The 16,722-nt window shown below is 69.0% G+C and carries 22 protein-coding genes; 13 read left to right on the forward strand and 9 right to left on the reverse strand.

What is annotated here, in order from left to right:
• The first annotated feature begins 614 nt into the window (after positions 1 to 614).
• The 3 genes from BMY35_RS23220 (at position 615) to BMY35_RS23230 (ending at position 2,205) form a co-directional block, all read left to right on the forward strand.
• Positions 615 to 899: a DUF427 domain-containing protein gene (locus BMY35_RS23220; protein ID WP_093204311.1), complete on the forward strand. Its 285-nt coding sequence runs from the start codon at positions 615 to 617 to the stop codon at positions 897 to 899.
• Positions 896 to 1,651, forward strand: coding sequence for a 2OG-Fe dioxygenase family protein (locus tag BMY35_RS23225; protein WP_093204314.1), 756 nt, complete (start codon positions 896 to 898; stop codon positions 1,649 to 1,651). Before BMY35_RS23220 ends, BMY35_RS23225 begins: the two co-directional genes overlap by 4 nt.
• Positions 1,652 to 1,764: 113 nt before the next feature.
• Positions 1,765 to 2,205, forward strand: coding sequence for a universal stress protein (locus BMY35_RS23230; RefSeq protein WP_007833935.1), 441 nt, complete (start codon positions 1,765 to 1,767; stop codon positions 2,203 to 2,205).
• Between the two features lie 77 nt (positions 2,206 to 2,282).
• Here BMY35_RS23230 and BMY35_RS23235 read toward each other — a convergent pair whose 3' ends face one another.
• The gene (locus tag BMY35_RS23235) at positions 2,283 to 2,939 is read right to left on the reverse strand and encodes an RluA family pseudouridine synthase (RefSeq protein WP_093204318.1); all 657 of its coding nucleotides are present in this window, start codon (positions 2,937 to 2,939) and stop codon (positions 2,283 to 2,285) included.
• A 206-nt stretch (positions 2,940 to 3,145) separates the two neighbouring features.
• Here BMY35_RS23235 and BMY35_RS23240 point away from each other — a divergent pair, with 206 nt between their 5' ends.
• On the forward strand, positions 3,146 to 4,345 hold the full coding sequence (locus BMY35_RS23240; protein WP_093204320.1) for an MFS transporter: 1,200 nt from the start codon (positions 3,146 to 3,148) through the stop codon (positions 4,343 to 4,345).
• A 6-nt stretch (positions 4,346 to 4,351) separates the two neighbouring features.
• Here BMY35_RS23240 and BMY35_RS23245 read toward each other — a convergent pair whose 3' ends face one another.
• The 3 genes from BMY35_RS23245 to BMY35_RS38350 are packed head-to-tail and all read right to left on the reverse strand — an operon-like array spanning position 4,352 to position 5,088.
• The gene (locus tag BMY35_RS23245; protein WP_093204323.1) at positions 4,352 to 4,639 is read right to left on the reverse strand and encodes a 2Fe-2S iron-sulfur cluster-binding protein; all 288 of its coding nucleotides are present in this window, start codon (positions 4,637 to 4,639) and stop codon (positions 4,352 to 4,354) included.
• Positions 4,636 to 4,926 carry a VF530 family protein gene (locus BMY35_RS23250; RefSeq protein WP_093204327.1) on the reverse strand — a complete coding sequence of 97 codons (291 nt, stop codon included), beginning with the start codon at positions 4,924 to 4,926 and terminating at the stop codon, positions 4,636 to 4,638. The genes BMY35_RS23245 and BMY35_RS23250 overlap by 4 nt, the downstream gene beginning before the upstream one ends.
• A 12-nt stretch (positions 4,927 to 4,938) precedes the next feature.
• Positions 4,939 to 5,088: a hypothetical protein gene (locus BMY35_RS38350; RefSeq protein WP_170217229.1), complete on the reverse strand. Its 150-nt coding sequence runs from the start codon at positions 5,086 to 5,088 to the stop codon at positions 4,939 to 4,941.
• A gap of 87 nt (positions 5,089 to 5,175) precedes the next feature.
• On the opposite strand from BMY35_RS38350, the gene BMY35_RS23255 reads away from it, so the two are divergent.
• The 3 genes from BMY35_RS23255 (at position 5,176) to BMY35_RS23265 (ending at position 7,423) form a co-directional block, all read left to right on the forward strand.
• A complete protein-coding gene (locus tag BMY35_RS23255; RefSeq protein ID WP_093204330.1) occupies positions 5,176 to 5,694 on the forward strand; it encodes a GNAT family N-acetyltransferase in 519 nt (172 codons plus the stop codon).
• A gap of 14 nt (positions 5,695 to 5,708) precedes the next feature.
• The gene (locus BMY35_RS23260) at positions 5,709 to 6,398 is read left to right on the forward strand and encodes a PepSY-associated TM helix domain-containing protein (RefSeq protein WP_093204334.1); all 690 of its coding nucleotides are present in this window, start codon (positions 5,709 to 5,711) and stop codon (positions 6,396 to 6,398) included.
• Between the two features lie 116 nt (positions 6,399 to 6,514).
• A complete protein-coding gene (locus tag BMY35_RS23265) occupies positions 6,515 to 7,423 on the forward strand; it encodes a DUF808 domain-containing protein (protein WP_093204337.1) in 909 nt (302 codons plus the stop codon).
• Positions 7,424 to 7,470: 47 nt separating this feature from the next.
• Here BMY35_RS23265 and BMY35_RS23270 read toward each other — a convergent pair whose 3' ends face one another.
• Positions 7,471 to 7,686: a hypothetical protein gene (locus BMY35_RS23270; protein WP_093204340.1), complete on the reverse strand. Its 216-nt coding sequence runs from the start codon at positions 7,684 to 7,686 to the stop codon at positions 7,471 to 7,473.
• A gap of 33 nt (positions 7,687 to 7,719) precedes the next feature.
• Entirely contained in the window at positions 7,720 to 8,907 is a 1,188-nt protein-coding gene (locus BMY35_RS23275) for a lactonase family protein (RefSeq protein WP_093204343.1), read from the reverse strand.
• 129 nt (positions 8,908 to 9,036) lie between these two features.
• On the opposite strand from BMY35_RS23275, the gene BMY35_RS23280 reads away from it, so the two are divergent.
• The 3 genes from BMY35_RS23280 to BMY35_RS23290 all read left to right on the forward strand — a co-directional run bounded on the left by BMY35_RS23280 (position 9,037) and on the right by BMY35_RS23290 (position 10,633).
• A complete protein-coding gene (locus BMY35_RS23280) occupies positions 9,037 to 9,309 on the forward strand; it encodes a DUF2164 domain-containing protein (protein WP_093204347.1) in 273 nt (90 codons plus the stop codon).
• A gap of 75 nt (positions 9,310 to 9,384) precedes the next feature.
• A complete protein-coding gene (locus BMY35_RS23285; protein WP_093204350.1) occupies positions 9,385 to 9,807 on the forward strand; it encodes a hypothetical protein in 423 nt (140 codons plus the stop codon).
• A gap of 25 nt (positions 9,808 to 9,832) precedes the next feature.
• Entirely contained in the window at positions 9,833 to 10,633 is an 801-nt protein-coding gene (locus BMY35_RS23290; protein WP_093204352.1) for an enoyl-CoA hydratase/isomerase family protein, read from the forward strand.
• A gap of 24 nt (positions 10,634 to 10,657) precedes the next feature.
• Here BMY35_RS23290 and BMY35_RS23295 read toward each other — a convergent pair whose 3' ends face one another.
• Together BMY35_RS23295 and BMY35_RS23300 are read right to left on the reverse strand one after the other, a co-directional pair.
• Positions 10,658 to 11,761: a M14 family metallopeptidase gene (locus BMY35_RS23295; protein WP_093204355.1), complete on the reverse strand. Its 1,104-nt coding sequence runs from the start codon at positions 11,759 to 11,761 to the stop codon at positions 10,658 to 10,660.
• Positions 11,762 to 11,801: 40 nt separating this feature from the next.
• Entirely contained in the window at positions 11,802 to 13,130 is a 1,329-nt protein-coding gene (locus tag BMY35_RS23300) for an MFS transporter (protein WP_093204357.1), read from the reverse strand.
• A 130-nt stretch (positions 13,131 to 13,260) separates the two neighbouring features.
• Here BMY35_RS23300 and BMY35_RS23305 point away from each other — a divergent pair, with 130 nt between their 5' ends.
• A complete protein-coding gene (locus BMY35_RS23305; RefSeq protein WP_093204360.1) occupies positions 13,261 to 14,163 on the forward strand; it encodes a LysR family transcriptional regulator in 903 nt (300 codons plus the stop codon).
• Here BMY35_RS23305 and BMY35_RS23310 read toward each other — a convergent pair.
• The gene (locus BMY35_RS23310) at positions 14,160 to 14,816 is read right to left on the reverse strand and encodes a glutathione S-transferase (protein ID WP_093204362.1); all 657 of its coding nucleotides are present in this window, start codon (positions 14,814 to 14,816) and stop codon (positions 14,160 to 14,162) included. The two genes, BMY35_RS23305 and BMY35_RS23310, sit on opposite strands and share 4 nt — an antisense overlap.
• Positions 14,817 to 14,886: 70 nt before the next feature.
• On the opposite strand from BMY35_RS23310, the gene BMY35_RS23315 reads away from it, so the two are divergent.
• Entirely contained in the window at positions 14,887 to 15,765 is an 879-nt protein-coding gene (locus tag BMY35_RS23315) for a helix-turn-helix transcriptional regulator (protein ID WP_093204365.1), read from the forward strand.
• A gap of 53 nt (positions 15,766 to 15,818) precedes the next feature.
• Entirely contained in the window at positions 15,819 to 16,721 is a 903-nt protein-coding gene (locus tag BMY35_RS23320; RefSeq protein ID WP_093204367.1) for an SDR family NAD(P)-dependent oxidoreductase, read from the forward strand.
• Position 16,722 lies beyond the last annotated feature (1 nt).

Consider the following 16,722-nt stretch of genomic DNA (forward strand, 5'->3'; position numbering starts at 1 on the left):
TCGCGGGGTCTCGCAGAACTCGCTTCGCTCAAACAGCTGCGATCCCTGATCCGCGAAACGCTGCGCTCCTCGGCGCAGCCAGAGGGGAGGGGAGACGAACGGGCCATCGCGTTGCTCGGCCCCCAAGGCACAGCAAGCGCTTCGCGCCTGCAGTGCTTGGAATGAATCGTTGGTCTTGTTGGGGCGCTGGAACTGAATACGTGGCCAAGCGAAGCGAAGGCCAGTCCAGGTAGTTCAAAGGCCGAGCGCAGCGATGGCCTGCTCGGCCTCCAACTCCCTTCTGGCTGCGCCGAGGAGCGCAGACGTAGGAGGGACAAGGGCCGCAGCTGTCTGAGCGCAACGCAGTGGAGCGAGTTCTGCGGACCCCCTCCTACGTCGAGCACCGCAGGTTGCCCGTAGCGCAGCGAAGGGACGCAGACAGTAGGGTCGCCTTTCTTTTGCCTACGTTTCTTTGGCGAAGCAAAGAAAAGTAGGTCGGCCGCCGGGCCGAGACCCGGCCCCGGAAAGCAAACTCCCTAGCAGGGGCAGATAAGCACTGGAAAAGGCCAAGCCCGTAGCAACGGCACAATAACCCCCGAAAGCGGCACCCGGCCGCCCCCGGAGACCCCCAACCCATGAAAGCAACCTGGAACGGCGTAACCATCGCCGAAAGCGACGACACCGTCCTCGTCGAAGGCAACCACTATTTCCCGATGAGCGCGCTCAACCGCGACTTCGTCACCTTCAGCAACCACAGGTCCACATGCCCCTGGAAGGGCACCGCGAGCTACTACTCGCTCCTGGTCAACGGCGAGCTCAACACCGACGCCGCCTGGTACTACGCCGATCCGAAGCCTGAAGCCGAAGAGATCCGCGACCGCGTCGCGTTCTGGAAGGACGTGAAGGTCAGCGCCCAGTGACCACCGCCGCATTCACCCCCCCGTTCATCGCTCCCGCCGAGCTGCCCGCCGCGCTGCGCGACCAGGGCTATGCCGTGCTGAGCCCGCAGGGCGTCGGCGAATGGCTCGGTGTTCCGGTCTCGCAGCTCGAAGCGCTGCACCCGGACTGGAACGATCTTCCGCCCGACGATTACCTGAAGGACGGCGGCCGCTACCGCACCCGGCGCCATGCCTGCTTCACGGTGGAGGCCGACGAGCAGGCCACGCTGGCGCAGGTGCCGCATCGTGCGCATTGGCAGCCGGTCGAATACAACGCGCTGCATGGCGGCATGCAGCGCTGGTTCGCGCCGATGCTCGAGGCCACCGTCGCACAGCCCGTGTGGCATCGGCTGCTCCAGCAGCTGGGCAGGGCCAGCAGCGAGATGCGCGGCGAGGCGCAGCGCTGGTACGTGGAGGCGCATCAGTTCCGCATCGACACCGCGGGCGGCATCGGCCGACCCACGCCCGAGGGCGCGCACCGCGACGGGGTTGATCTCGTGGCGGTGGCGCTCGTGGGCCGGCACGGCATCAAGGGCGGCGAGACGCGCGTGTTCGAAGCCAACGGGCGTCGCGGCGAACGCTTCACGATGACCGAGCCGTGGACGCTGCTGGTGCTCGACGACGCGCGCGTGATCCACGAGTCGACGCCGATCCAGCCGCTCGAGGAGGGCGGCGAGGGCTGGCGCGACACGCTCGTGATCACCTGCAGGGCCAAGGGTTTCCAGGGGGATTGAACTCACCCTGCGGCGGGGCAGTCCTACAGCCTGCGGCGCGCAACAGCGGTTAAATTCGGGGCCGGCCCCATGTGGGCCGTGTGTCTGTCTGCGAACGAAAGCGAGGTCCCGCCATGTTCAATCACATCCTGGTTCCGATCGACGGCTCCGAAACTTCCATGCTCGCCGTCAGCAAGGCCAGCGGCCTCGCGCTGGCCTTCGGTAGCCGCATCACGCTGATCCACGTGATCGACAACTATCCCTTCATCGGCGTCGGCGCTGACTACGCGCTCGGCCAGAACGAATACCTCGCGGCGGCCACCGCCAGCGCCAATGCGGCTCTCGCGCGCGGCGTGGCGGCGCTCGCGGCCGAAGGCCTGCACAGCGACCAGCGCGTGATCGACGGCCACGTGGTGCACGAAGGCATCGTCGACACGGCCATCGCCATCGCGGCCGACCTGATCGTGATGGGCTCGCACGGCCGTAGCGGCATCGAGAAACTGCTGCTGGGCAGCGTGACGCAGCGGGTGCTGCAGGACGCGAACATGCCCGTGCTGGTCGTCAAGGGCGGCTGAGCGGCGGCGGCAACAACCCGAACCGCGGCTTATGTAGCGGAATCGAGGATCGGCCAGGCGATCAGGTAATCAGGCAATCAGGCGATGGCGAAACCGGACGGCCGCTCGAAGCGGAGCTCCTGCCCCGTCGCCGGATGCACGAACCCCAGCTCGCTCGCATGCAGCATCAGGCGCGGCGCCCGCGCCTGCAGGGCCGCGTCGCCATACAGCGCGTCGCCCAGGATCGGATGCCCGATCGACAGCAGGTGCACGCGCAGCTGGTGCGAGCGGCCGGTCAATGGCTCCAGCAGTACGTGCGTGGCGGCGGGCTCTCCCGGCAACACCGAAAGCACCTTCCATCGCGTGACGCTGGGCTTGCCGGCCGGGTCGATCTTCTGCAGGGGACGGCGCGGCCAGTCGGCCATCAACGGCGCGTCGATCACCGACCAGTCTTCGCGCAGCGGCATTTCGCCGTCGACGACGGCTTCATAGCGCTTGTGCACCCGGCGCTCGGCGAATTCGGCGCTCAGCGCCCGCTGCATCTCGATGCCCCGTGCCATCACCACCAGCCCGCTGGTGGCCATGTCGAGGCGGTGCACGATCAGCGCGTCGGGCCACTGCCGCATGGCGCGTGCGCTCAGGCAGTCCTGCTTGTCTTCGCCGCGGCCGGGCACGCAGAGCAGGCCGGCGGGCTTGTCGAGCACCAGCAGGTGGGCGTCTTCGTGAACGGGTTGCAGCGGCGGCGGGGCGGTCATGGGAGCCGCCGAGTGTAGACAGCAGCCCGGGAGCCGGCGCGTGGGGCCGCCGCCGGCGCTCATGCCCTGCTCATCCGGCCTCGGCTATCCTCGGACGAATGTCCGGCCCCGCCCCAGCTTCCGCTTCCCCCTCTCCCGACGCCGCCCTGCAGGGTGCCGCGGCTTCTCCCCCCAGCTTCTCCGACCTGACGCGCGAACGCCCCTTCATGCAGATGTGGACGGCGCGCCTGTTCGGCACGGCCGCCTCGCAGATGCTGCTGGTGGCCATCGGCTGGCACATGTACGAGCTCACCGGAAGCGCCTGGGACCTGGGGCTGGTGGGCCTCTACCAGTTCGTGCCCGCGCTGCTGCTGGCGCTGCTGGCCGGGCACATCGTCGACCGTCACCATCGCGGGCGCATCGTGGCGGCCTGCTTCGCGGTGCAGGGACTGGTGGCGCTCGTGCTGCTGCTGGCGGTGCTCGAAAAGCACGACACGCGCGGCCTTCTGCTGGGCCTGTCGCTGGTGCTGGGCGCGGTGCGGGCGTTCCAGATGCCGGCCCAGCAGGCGCTGACGCCGCTGCTGGTGCCGCCTGTCATGCTGTCGCGCGCGATGGCCTTCAGCTCGGCGGGCATGCAGGGCGCGATCATCGGCGGGCCGGCCCTGGGCGGGCTGCTGTTCGTGGCGGGCATGGCGGTGGTGTACGGCGCGAGCCTGGTCTTCTTCGCCGTCGCCTGCGCGCTGGTGCTGCGGCTGCGCTACGCCTACACGCCGGCCGCGCGCGAGCCGGTCACGCTGTCCACGGTGTTCGCGGGCGTCGACTTCATCTGGAAGCGCAAGCCGGTGCTCGGCGCGGTCTCGCTCGACCTGTTCGCGGTGCTGCTGGGCGGCGCGGTGGCGCTGCTGCCGATCTACGCCAAGGACATCCTGCACACCGGCCCCTGGGGGCTCGGCCTGCTGCGCAGCGCGCCGGCGGTGGGGGCACTGGTCATGTCCATCGCGCTCACGCGCAGGCCGGTCGAGCGCAACGTGGGCCGCACGCTGCTGCTGGCTGTCGGGCTCTTCGGGCTGTGCATGGTGGTGTTCGGCATCTCGAAGAGTTTTGTCGTCTCGCTGGTCGCGCTCGCGGTCTCGGGCGGTGCGGACATGGTCAACGTGGTGATCCGCCAGACGCTGGTGCAGCTGGAGACGCCCGACGCCATGCGCGGGCGGGTGAGCGCGGTCAATTCGATCTTCATCGGCGCGAGCAACCAGCTCGGCGAATTCGAATCGGGCGCCACGGCGGCGCTGCTCGGGCCGGTCGGCTCGGTGGTGGTGGGCGGCGTGGGGACGATGCTGGTCGCGCTGACCTGGTTCAGGATCTTCCCCTCGCTGGCGCACCGCGACCGGCTGGTGGTGGCGGCGCCTTCGGTCAGGCCGCCGGCCTGACGGCGATCAATCCGCGAACAGGGCGCGGGCGCCGGGCACTTCGAGCGTGATGTCGCCGAGCGCCTGCGCCACGCAGGGCAGGATCCAGCCCTCGGCCTTTTCCTCGGCGCTCAGGCCGGGCCATTCGATGATGTGGCGGGTTTCGCCCGCGAGCCGCAGGCAGATGCAGGTGCGGCAGGTGCCGTTGCGGCACGAACTCGGAAGCTCGATGCCGGCGGCTTCCGCGGCCTTGAGGAGGGTGATGTCGCCGTCGGTCTCGAAGTCGAGGCCCGAAGGCTCGAGCCGGACCTTCATGGCTGCTGCTGTTGTTGTTCGCGGCGCTGCTCGCGCAGCATGAAGAGATAGAGGCTCTCGACCTTCTCGCGCGCCCAGGGCGTCTTGCGAAGGAACCTGAGGCTGGAGCCCACGCTCGGGTCGTGCGTGAAGCAGCGGATGGGAACGAGCTCGCTCAGCCTCGGCCAGCCGTAGTGGCCGGCCAGCGCCGTGACGATGGCCTCCAGCGTGACCCCGTGCAGCGGATTGCGCGGCTGGGCCTGTCTGGCCGCGGGGGCGGGCGGTGGCGTGGGCGAGTCGTTCGTCACTTGCTTGCTTGTCTACTTGTTCTTGAGCTTGCCGCGGGGAATCACCTCGGTCGTGACCGTGCGGACAGGCTCGATTCCGCCGGTGCTCACGGGCTTGGGCGGCGAGGTGTCCTTCTTCGGTTTCTTCGCTTCCTTGTTGCTGCGCTGCTGACCCTTGGCCATGTCGGTTTCTCCTGTAGTTGCGACGTATGCGGGCTGCAGTTTAGCGGTGAGGCGACAATACGCGGTTCCATCCGATTTCCCGCATTCATGTCAGATTACGAAGTTCGCCCCGCGACCCTGCGCGACGCCAAGGCCGTCGCAGAAATCCACGCACTCTCCGTCAAGGCCGCCTACGAAGGCATCCTTCCCGAGGAAGAACTGCGCGCCCTGGCTCCCGCCACGCGCGAAGCCAAGTGGCGCGAGGCCATCGAGTACAGCGAACCCCAGGTCCATGTGGTGGTGCACGGCAGCGAGATCGTGGGCTTCGTGGGCTTCGACCGCTCGCGCGACCCCAAGACCCCGCCGACCACCGGCGAGATCTGGGCCATCTACGTCAAGCCCGAGCACTGGGGCAAGGGCGCCGGCGTGGCCCTCTGGGACGCCGCCCGCGAAGGCCTCGAGGACGAGGGCTGCACCACGGTCACCATCTGGGTGCCGATCCGCAACGACCGCGCCATGCGCTTCCATGAACTCGCGGGCTTCAAGCGCGAGATGAAGACCGCCAAGACCACCGCCATCGGCACCGTGCGCATCGAGGAAATCCGCCTCAAGCGCAACGTGGCCTGAGCCGGCGCGACGCCATGGACGCCGCCGGCGGTTCTTCTTCCCTCGGCCACGCCGCGCGCGTGCGTTCGCACCAGCGGCGCACGGCCGCCGTGCAGTGGATCCGCCGCACCCACGGCTGGTTCGGCCTCTGGGGCGCGGTGCTGGGGCTGCTGTTCGGCTTCAGCGGCATCTGGCTCAATCACCGCAACGTGATGAAGCTGCCGCAGGCCCAGGAGCGCACGCGCGCCCAGCTCGCGCTGCCCGACCCGGTGCCGGAAACGCCCGAGGCCATGAGCCGCTGGCTGCAGGAGGCGCTGCGCATGAGCGGCCCGCCCAACTCCAGCCGCATCGAGCCCTCCAAGCCCGTCGCTTGGGCCGACAAGAGCGACAAGAGCGCTCCGGCCCTCACGCAGCCCGCGCACTGGGTGTTCAACTTCGGCGGCCCCAACGAGATCGTGCAGGCCGAGTACTGGCAGGGCAACCGCTCGGTGGGCGTCACCACCACGCACAACGGCATCGTGGCCACGCTCACCAACATGCACAAGGGCGGCGCCATGCCGCTGCCGTGGATCCTGCTGGTCGACACGCTGGCCGGCAGCCTGATCTTCCTGTCGATCTCGGGCGTGGCGCTGTGGATGCTCACGCATCGCCGCCGTCGCGTGGGCCTGGCGCTGTTCGGTGCCTCGCTGGCGGCAGTGCTCGTCATCGCGCTCGGCGCTCTCTGAACCGCTCCCGGACCCGCTCCAGCGCTTGTTCGGGGAGCGCCCCCGTACGGGTATTGACGGGGCGGGCAGCGGCTGCGGATAAGCTCGCCGCTTCTTTTTCAGCCTGAATCCTGCCAATGGCCTCCAGCCTGCTCCTGCTGCTCGACGACATCGCGACCGTCCTCGACGACGTATCGGTCCTTACCAAGGTAGCCGCCAAGAAGACAGCCGGCGTGCTGGGCGACGACCTCGCGCTCAACGCTCAGCAGGTCACGGGTGTCAAGGCGGAGCGCGAGATTCCGGTGGTGTGGGCCGTGTGCAAGGGCTCCTTCATCAACAAGGCGATCCTCGTGCCCGCCGCGCTGGCCATCGGCACCTGGCTGCCCTGGTTGGTCACGCCGCTGCTGATGATCGGCGGCGCCTTCCTGTGCTTCGAGGGCGCCGAAAAGCTCGCCCACAAGTTCCTGCACAAGAAGGAGCACGACGCCGACACCCAGCGCCACGAGAAGGCCGTGGCCGACGCCTCTGTCGACGTGGTGGCTGTCGAGAAGGACAAGATCAAGGGCGCGGTGCGCACCGACTTCATCCTCTCGGCCGAAATCATCGCCATCACGCTGGGCACCGTGCAGGGCCAGCCTTTCACGACGCAGCTGAGCGTGCTCGTCGGCATCGCGCTCATCATGACCATCGGCGTTTACGGCCTCGTGGCCGGCATCGTGAAGCTCGACGACGCGGGCCTCTACCTGAGCCAGCGTGCCAGCGCGGGCGCACGGGCGCTGGGCCGCGGCATCCTGGCGGCAGCGCCCTGGCTCATGAAGGCGCTGTCGGTGGCCGGCACGGCCGCGATGTTCCTCGTGGGCGGCGGCATCCTGGTGCACGGCGTGCCGGCACTTGGCCACGCGGTCGAAGACTGGGCCAAGGCCACGGGCGGCGTGTTCGGTACGCTGGGTTCGATGGGCGTGAATGCCGGCGTGGGCATCGTGGCCGGTGCCATCGTGCTGGCGGTGGTGGAACTGGTCGGCAAGATGCGCGGCAAGAAGGCCTGACGCGCGCCTGCCGATTGCCGACGAAACCCGCCGCGAGGCGGGTTTTTTTATTGCCGGCGCGATCTGCCGAGCTTCACCAGCTCGACCACGACCAGCGCCACGCCCAGCACCACCGCGAACCAGCCCACCAGATAGGCCCCCGCCACCATCTCGAACCAGCGCGTGCCCTGCAGGAAACGCGGCCCCAGCAGGACTGCGACGCCGATCACGAGGCAGAGGATGCCGCGTTCGAGCGCGCGGAGAGGTCGTTTGGGTTGCGCCATAGGTCTTCGTTCTTTCGCAGGAGTGCTGGTCGGTCAGTGCGTCATTTTCCCGCGCATCGCAGCCGGATGGCCCTGCAGCTGGAACGACTTGCCCGTCGGCACCAGCGTGTCTCCATCGAGCCGCAGGATCGTGATGTCCTGATCGATGAAATTCCCCACGTACAGGTACTTCCCGTCGGCGCTCCACACCGCGCCTTCGGGCAGCCCGCGCACCACCACCTCGTTGGCGCGCGTGACCTTCTTGCCGTCGATCTTCAGCAGCACCACCGAGCCGTTGCGGTTGTAGAAGTAGGCGTTCTTCGCCGCGTTGCTGCCGCGCAGGATCACCGCCACCGCATGCCGGCCGGTCGGGCTCACGGCCAGGCCCTCGGGGCCGTCACCGACGACCACCTTGTCGATCACGCGCGGCGGCGCCGCTTCCATGTCGATCACGCTGACCGTGTCGACCTGGCCGTCGGAGGCGCCCGAGTTGCCGTTGTCGGCGGTGAGTGCGAGCTTGCCGTCGGGCGTCACGTCGACGTTGTAGGGCCACAGGCCGGCGGCGAGGTCGACCTTGTTGTAGCTGACCTTCTCGCCGTTCACCTCGAGCAGCGCGATCTTGTGGCTCGGGAACTTGGCCGCCAGTGCGCGCTTGCCGTCGGGCGTGAAGCGCACGTGCGCCACCGAGTCGCCCATGGCCACGGTGTCGACCAGCGTCACCTTCTTGCCCGAGATGCGCAGCACGCTCACCGAGTTGTCGGCGCGGTTGGCCACCAGTGCCAGGTCGCCCGTGCGGTTGATCGACAGGCCCGAGGGCTGCTTGCCGACCTGGAGCGTGTCGAGCAGCTTGGGCGGCGTGGTGGTCAGGTCGATCACGAAGAGCCGGTTGTCGGGCACCTGCTTGCGCGCGCCGTTCTCCTCGACCACGTTGAGCGAGTTGGCGACCAGCGCCAGCGTCTCGCCGGGCGTGATCGCGAGGTTGGTCGGCGGGCCGGCGATGGTGTTGTCCAGCTGCAGCGTGCCGAGCACCTTGGGCGCCAGCGGATCGGTGCCGATGTCCAGCACCTGCACCGTGTCGTGCCCCATCGGGCCGAGGATCACCGCGCCGGCGTCGTTCCACGACTGCTTCTCGTCGTTGGCGACCAGCATCAGCTGGCGCTGGGGCACGGTGGGGGTGAGGTTCGTGCAGCCGGCGAGTGCCGTGATGGCAAGGGCCGCGAGCGCGGCGGGGCGGAACTTCATGGTGTGTGTCTCCGGTGTGGTGTTGTTGTGAGCGCGCATGGTAGCGAAGGGCGCCAAGGGCACGAAACCAAGGGCACGAAAGGTGGCCGGCACAATCGACGGCCCGAACCTCCCGAGGAAGGAAGACCCATGACCATCGAGATCCCGAAGGAAGCGCGCCAGCAGGCCATCACCTCCATCGAACGCTATTTCCGCGAGAACATGGAAGAGCCCATCGGCAACATCGCGGCCGGCGCGCTGCTCGGCTTCTTCCTCGAGGAGATCGGGCCGCTGGTCTACAACCGGGCGGTGGCCGAGGTGCAGGAGCGGCTGCAGTCGCGCATCTCGGAGATCGACCTCGAGGTGCACGAGGATGAATTCCAGTACTGGCGCAAGTACGACAAGCAGAAGAAGGGCCGCTAGCAAAGCCGGACGGCGTGGTGCCTGCGCATCGCGACTGGTTCAGAAATGCTTCAAAACGTTGCAGAATTCGAGGCCATGCACCTTCACCGCATCTCCCAACGCCGCGCACCGTCTCTTGCTCTGCGCGCCCTCGCGGCCTTGCCCCTCGTGCTCGCCGCATCCTTCGCCACCGCACAGCAGGACCCGTCGGGCTTTCCGCTCGACTCGGTCGGCTACCTGAACGAGGAGCTGCCCCGCATGGAGGCCGCCATCGCCGCCAAGGACCGCAGCTTCTTCCACGGCGCGATGGTCCGCACGGTGCAGTTCTCGGAGCGCTGGGGCTTCAAGAGCAAGGCCAATCCCGAGCTTGCCGCATACCCCATGTGCACGGCGGCGGTGATGGACTACGCTGTGGTCGGCATGTGCAGGCTAGCCCCTTCCGACGAGTGCGAACCGGGCCTGGCCTCGCGCTTCGACGCAAACGTGCAGCGCTGCCGGGAAGTGGCGGCAAGAAAGTAGCCGAACAACCGAAAGAGCCCCCGCCATGGACTACGCCGCCCGCTACAAGACCCTCGCCATCGAGCGCCGCGGAGCGAACGGCGCGGTGCTCGACATCCGGATGCTGGCGGCCAACGGCAAGCTGCCCACGGCGGGCCATGACGGCCATCGCGAACTCGCCGAAATCTGGCGCGACGTGTCGGCCGACGACAGCGTGCGCTGCGCGGTGCTGCGGGGCGAGGGGCTGGGCTTCTCGGGCGGCGGCGACCTGGCCATGGTGCAGGACATGACCACCGACGACGCGGTGCGCCAGCGCGTGTGGCGCGAGGCGCGCGACCTCGTCTACAACATCATCAACTGCGACAAGCCCATCGTGAGCGCCATGCACGGCCCGGCGGTGGGCGCGGGGCTGGTGGCGGGGCTGCTCGCCGACATCTCCATCGCCACGAAGAACGCGAAGATCGTCGACGGCCACACCCGCCTGGGCGTGGCGGCGGGCGACCATGCGGCCATCGTCTGGCCGCTCCTGTGCGGCATGGCCAAGGCCAAGTACCACCTGCTGCTGTGCGAGCCGGTGAGCGGCGAGGAGGCCGAGCGCATCGGCCTCGTGTCGCTCGCGGTGGAAGAGGCGGAGCTCTTGCCGCGCGCCTACGAGGTGGCCGACCGGCTCGCGGCCGGCAGCCAGAGCGCCATCCGCTTCACCAAGTACGCGCTGAACAACTGGCTGCGCCAGGCCGGTCCGACCTTCGACGCATCGCTGGCGCTCGAATTCATGGGCTTCGCGGGCGCCGACGTGCGCGAGGGCGTCGCCTCGCTGCGCGAGAAGCGGGCTCCCGACTTCGGCTGAGGCGAAGCCCGGCTCTCTGATTCGTCAGGCCTTGCGCAGTCCCTGCAGCGTCTGCAGCAGCACGACGCGCGTCTGCCCCAGGATCATTCCCTTCCACTCGTCGTTGTCGCAGTAGAAGCCGTCGCGCAGCCGCGTGCGGATCTCGCGCTTCTGCGCTTCCGGCGCCTCGGGGTGGCGGCGCAGCCAGGTGTCGGCGCGCAGGCGATCGAGCACTTCCAGGTCGGGCAGCGTGCCGAACTCGAGGCCCATCGGCGCGATCTTCGCGTTCGGGCATTCGTCGTATGCGGTCGAGATCACCGGGCCCGACACGTCGGCCGAGGCCGAGTCGCCGGCGAAGGGCGCGAACACGTCGGCGCCCCACCAGTCGTGGGCCCGTGCCAGGTCTTCGGGCGTGTTGCGGCCGGGGTAGATCTTCTCGCCGTGGCCGTAGGGGCCCAGGCCCGTGTGCACGTCGATCCAGCCGAGGTGCGTGGCAGAGGCGGCGTACTTGCGCAGGATCTTGCGGATGGTCCTGTTGCTCCACGAGGGCGCGGTGCCGCCGTAGAACAGGCCGTCGGGCGAGGTGTACTGGCCACGCGTCACGGCGGCGCGGAAGGCGCGCATGCCGTGCTTTGCCACGTAGGCTGCCACGGCCGCTTCGTCGGCGGGTGTCGGCGGCCAGGTCGCGGGCAGCACCAGCGGCTCGACATCGGCGTATTCGGCGTTCACCGGCAGCGGGGCGCCGAAGTCGATGTGGTTGCGGTTCAGGTCGATGTTGTCTTCGTTCGTGCGGTGCAGGTGCGAAAAGCCGTGCGGGTTGACCGCGTGCACCAGCAGCAGCGAGACGCCGGCCTGTTCCAGGCGCGAGAGCAGGTCCGCGTCGTTGAGCGTGGCGACCTGCGTGCCCGAGCCGCAGAAGCCTTCGGGGCCGTGCGTGCCGGAGCTCACGAGCAGCACCTTCTTCGCGTCGATGGCGCCGATCAGCGCGACGTCGGTGGCCAGTTCTTCGCCGAGTGCGCCGCGGTGCGCTTCCAGCACGAACGATTCGACGGCCGCGCCGCGCTGCGCGGCGGCTTCGAGGAACTTGGCGCGGGCCTCGACGTAGGTGCCCGAGAAGAACCGCGTTGCTGCGGTGGCTTGTGCTTGCATGAGGTGGGGACTCCTGTGCTTGGAATGATGGGGAAGATCGTCAGGCCGATGCGGCGTGGGCGTCCGCGGCGTCGATGTCGCGGCCCGTATGGTCGCGCAGCCAGATCAGGCCCAGCAGCGAGACCACCGTCATCGCCACCAGGTACCAGGCCGGCGCGAGCTTGCTGCCCGTGGCGTTGAGCAGCCAGGTGCTGATGAAGGGCGCGAAGCCGCCGAACAGCGCCACGCCCACGCTGTACACCAGCGACATGCCGCTGGCGCGCACGGCCTTCGGGAACATCTCGGGCAGCATCGTGATGCCGGGCACCGTCTGCACCACCAGGCCGAAGCTGAACACGCCGAGCACCACGAACAGCACCGTGGGCGTGGGCGAGGCGTTGAGCCAGAGGAAGCCCGGGTAGATCAGCACCGCCAGCGCGATGCGGCTCCACACGATCAGCGTCTTGCGGCCCACCACGTCCGACAGCTTGCCGACGAAGGGCGCGAAGGCGAACGAGATCAGCCCGGTGAGCGCTGCGCCGAAGAGCGCCACCGACGGCGTGAAGCCGAGCTCGCGCACGGCGTAGGTCGGCATGTAGAAGGTCACGACATACGCGGCCGTGGTGCCGCCTACCAGCGTGAGGATGGCGGCCAGCACCGTCTTGCCGTGCTGCGTGCAGACGATCTTCAGGCTGCTCTCGCGCGGCGCGGCGGCCTGCTCGGGCGAGACGTGCAGCGACTCCTCGAGGTGGCGGCGGATGTACATGCCCACCGGCGCGATCAGCATGCCGATGACGAAGGGCACGCGCCAGCCCCAGCTCTGCATCGATTCCGTCGACAGCGTGAAGGTCAGCAGGCCCACCACGACGGCGCCGAGCATCACGCCCAGGCCCTGGCTGGCGAACTGCCAGCTCGCCATGTAGCCGCGGTTGGCCGGCGTGGCGTGCTCCACCAGCAGCGTGGTCGATGCGCCGACCTCGCCGCCGGCCGAGAAGCCCTGGATGAGCCGTGCCAGCACGATGACGATCGGCGCCGCGACGCCGATGGAGGCATAGGTGGGCGTGAAGGCGATGAGCGCGCAGCCCAGCGCCATCAGGAAGATGGTGAGCGTCATGGCCTTCTTGCGGCCCGCGCGGTCGGCATACGCGCCGATGACGATGCCGCCCAGCGGTCGCATGATGAAGCCCACGCCGAAGCTGGCCACTGTCAGCAGTAGCTGGCCGTAGGAACTGAAGGTCGGGAAGAACAGCTTGCCGATCACGAGCGCCAGGAAGCCGTAGACGGTGAAGTCGAAGAACTCCAGCCCGTTGCCGATGGTGGTGGCCACGATGGTCTGGCGGCGGCGCGCGGGAGAAGAGGACGGCGCGGGCCGGGTGCTTGGGGTGCTCATGTGTCTCCAGTGTTGGCTTGCTTTTCGGAATGTCGGTCGAAGGTCTACGCCTTGGCCGCGCCGGATGCTAGAGATTCGCCGCTGTCATGAAAAGACAATAATTGGGCGTCGAAGATAACTTTTTGTTTTCATGAAACCCAACCAGCTGCATGCCTTCGTGGCCGTGGTCGAGCAGTTGAGCATCCGCGCCGCCGCGCGCGTGCTGGGCATCTCGCAGCCGGCCGTCACCAAGATCGTGCGCGAGCTGGAGCGCGAGGTCGGCGCGCCGCTGGTGGAGCGCAGCGTCAAGGGCGTGCAGCTCACCGAGTTCGGCAAGGCCTTCGCGCCGCGCGCACGGCTGCTGCTGGCCGACATGCAGCGCGCCCGCGACGAGATCGCGCAGATCCGCGACGGCCTCACCGGCAAGGTGGCGCTGGCCGTCAGCACCTCGTTTGCGCTCACGGTGCTGCCGGCCGCCTTCAAGGACTTCCACGCGCGCCTGCCGGCGGTCGACGTGCAGTTCAGCGAAACCGTGCTGCCCTGGATGCTGGCGCGCCTGCGCGAAGGCTCGCTCGACTTCGCGGTGGCGCACGTGGTGCCGGGCCGGCTCGACCCGCAGTTCGAGGCGATGGAGCTCTTTCCGGTGAAGCTGGTGGTGGGCATGCGCGAGCGCCATCCGCTGCGCGGCAGCCGCTCGATCCGCGAGCTCTACAAGGCCGAGTGGATTCTTCCGGGCGACGACCACTTCAGCGGCCGGGAGGCCGTGTCGCCGCTGCTGCCGCTGGGCTTGCCGCCGCCGGCGAGGGTGATACAGGGGCAGTCGGTCACGGTGGCGCTGGCGCTGGTCGGGCAGATGGACCTGGTCGGCCTGTTCGTCGAGCCGCTGGCCACGCTGACCTTCAAGCGCCACGGCATCCGCCGCGTGGAGATCGAGGAGGAGCTTCCGATGCTCAGCGTGAGCGTGATCAAGCGCCGCGGGCAACTGCTGACGCCGGCCGCGCAGCATTTCGTCGAATGCATCCAGCGGGCCTCTGCGGCGGCGATGGCCGGCTAAGGCGAAGGCGGAAAGTCGACGCCGGTCTCGCCGGACTTCCAGGGCGCGTACTTGTGCATCGCGCGCTCGAAGATCCCGGAGGCGGTCCAGCCCGAGAGCCAGGCCTGCAGGCGCGGCCACGGCTGCGAGTCGAACCATGCCCGATCGACCATCGCGAACTGGCGCACGAAGGGCATGACGGCGGCGTCGGCCAGTGTCGCGTGCGAGGCGGCCAGCTGCGGCGAGCGGGCCAGCCTGGCTTCCAGATCGCGCAGGAAGGCGGCACCGCGCTCGCGAGCGGTCTCGCCGCCGTCCGCGTGGCGCTCGGGGTACTTGTAGCGGTCGAGCTGGGGCTTGAACTCGTCGTCGCACGTCGCGACCAGCGCGAGCATGTCCTGCAGCGTGCCGTTGGCGGGCTGCAGCCAGCGCAGCGGGTCGTCGCGGCGCAGGGCCCACAGCATCACGTCGAGGCTCTGCTCCAGCACCGTGCCGTCTTCCGCGAGCAGCACGGGCACCGTGCCCTTGGGTGAGGCCGCGAGCATCTCGGCGGGCTTGTTGCGCAGCACCACCTCGCGCAGCTCGCAGCGCTGGCCGGCGGCGACCAGCGCGAGGCGGGCGCGCATCGCATAGGGGCAGCGACGGAACGAATAGAGAACGGGCAGGGCGGAAGGCATTCGATTCGGACAGGCGAGGCGGCCGATTTTCGGCCATGCCCGGGCGGGTTTTTCAACACAATCCGTACCCATGGCCGAACGCCTCTTCCTCCGGCTCGACGACGACCCCTTGCACGGGCCGGAATCGGGCGTGCCTGCCGGCACGCTGCGCGCGTTTCCGGTCGAGGCCGCGCTGCGCGGGCATGTCTCGCACGTCATGCTGTACCGAGAGAGCTTCGCCGACGGCCACGAGGTGCACGAGCGCGTCTTGCCTGACGGCGCCGTGCGGCTGGTCTTCAACTTCGGCGATGCGCCCTCCGTCGGTGACGAGCCGGGGCAGGCGGTGGAGGCCATCGGTGCCTCGACCACGCCGGTCGTGGTGCGCATGCGGCGGAAGGTGGAAGGCCTCTCCGTCACCCTCCGCCCCGGTGCCGCCGCCGCGCTGCTGGGGCTGCCGGCCGGGGAGATCGGCGGCACGGCCGTGCATCTCGATGCGCTCTGGCATGGCGAAGGCGCGGAACTGCTCGAACGCATGCTCGATGAGCAGGACGACGCGGCGCGGGTAGCGCTGCTGCAGGCCGTGCTGCAGTGCAGGCTTCGCGACGGCAATCCGGGGGGCAGTGCCGGCAACGCCGGTGCCATGCATGCCGCGCAGCTCATCGCCGACTCGGGCGGGCGGCGTCCGTTGCGCGAGGTGGCGGCTGCCGTCGGTGTCGGCGAACGGCGCCTGCAGCAGCTCTTCCATGCCCATGTGGGGCTCTCGCCGCGCGCCTGGAGCCGGCTCGCGCGCATGCACGGCTGCCTGCGGGCGCTGCGCCTGCAGTCCTCGCCCGCCTGGGCCGAGGTGGCGCTGGAGGGCGGCTTCTACGACCAGTCGCACCTGGTCAACGAGTTCCGCGCGCTGTGCGGCGTCACGCCGACCGAGTTCCTCGATCAGGCGGTTTCGGGTTCTTCCAATACGGCGGGTTGAGCGCTGGCTATCTTCATCCGCTCCGAGGCCAACGGATCAAAGGAACGAACAGGATGAACAATGAAGAAAACACGGCAGGCCGCCCGCTGAAGGACTGCGTGGCGGTTGTGACCGGCGCGAGCCGCGGCGCGGGACGCGGCATTGCAGTGGAGCTGGGCGCGGCGGGCGCCACCGTGTACGTCACCGGGCGCAGCACGCGCGAGCGGCCCGCCGACACCTACGGCCAGCTGCTGGCACTTTCCGACATGGCGACGGTGCCCGGCAGCATCGACGACACGGCGGACGAGGTCACGCGCATGGGCGGGCGCGGCATCGCGGTGCGCTGCGACCACACGAACGAGGAGGAGGTCGCCGCGCTCTTCGCCCGGGTGGAGCGCGAGGCCGGCCGCGTCGACCTGCTCGTGAACAACGCCTGGGGCGGCCACGAGACCTTCAACGGCGTGTTCGAGGCGCCGTTCTGGGAGCATCCGCTCGCCAACTGGGACTCGATGTTCGACCGCGGCGTGCGCAACCACCTCGTGGCCAGCCGCTGCGCCGCGCCGCTGATGGTGCGGCGGAAGAAGGGCCTGATCGTCACCACCACCTTCTGGGACCGCGGCCACTACCTGCGCGGCAGCCTCTTCTACGACCTGGCCAAGGCGTCGATGACGCGGCTGGCCTTCGGCATGGCGCAGGACCTGAAGCCGCATGGCGTGGCATCGGTGGCCGTCTCTCCCGGCTGGATGCGCACCGAGTTCGTGCTGGCCGGCCACAAGACCGACGAGGCGCACTGGCAGGAGCGGCCCGCGCTGTCGCGCACCGAGTCGCCGCGCTACCTGGGGCGGGCCGTCGCGGCACTGGCCGGCGACCCGAAGGTGATGGACAGGAGCGGCGAGGTGCTCCGGGTGGCCGACCTTGCGCGCGAGTACGGCTTCACCGACATCGACGGCCGGCAGGTCGCGGCCTTCGAGATGTAGC

Origin of the sequence: Variovorax sp. YR750 (assembly GCF_900109805.1) — a bacterium.
Taxonomy (GTDB): domain Bacteria; phylum Pseudomonadota; class Gammaproteobacteria; order Burkholderiales; family Burkholderiaceae_C; genus Variovorax; species Variovorax gossypii.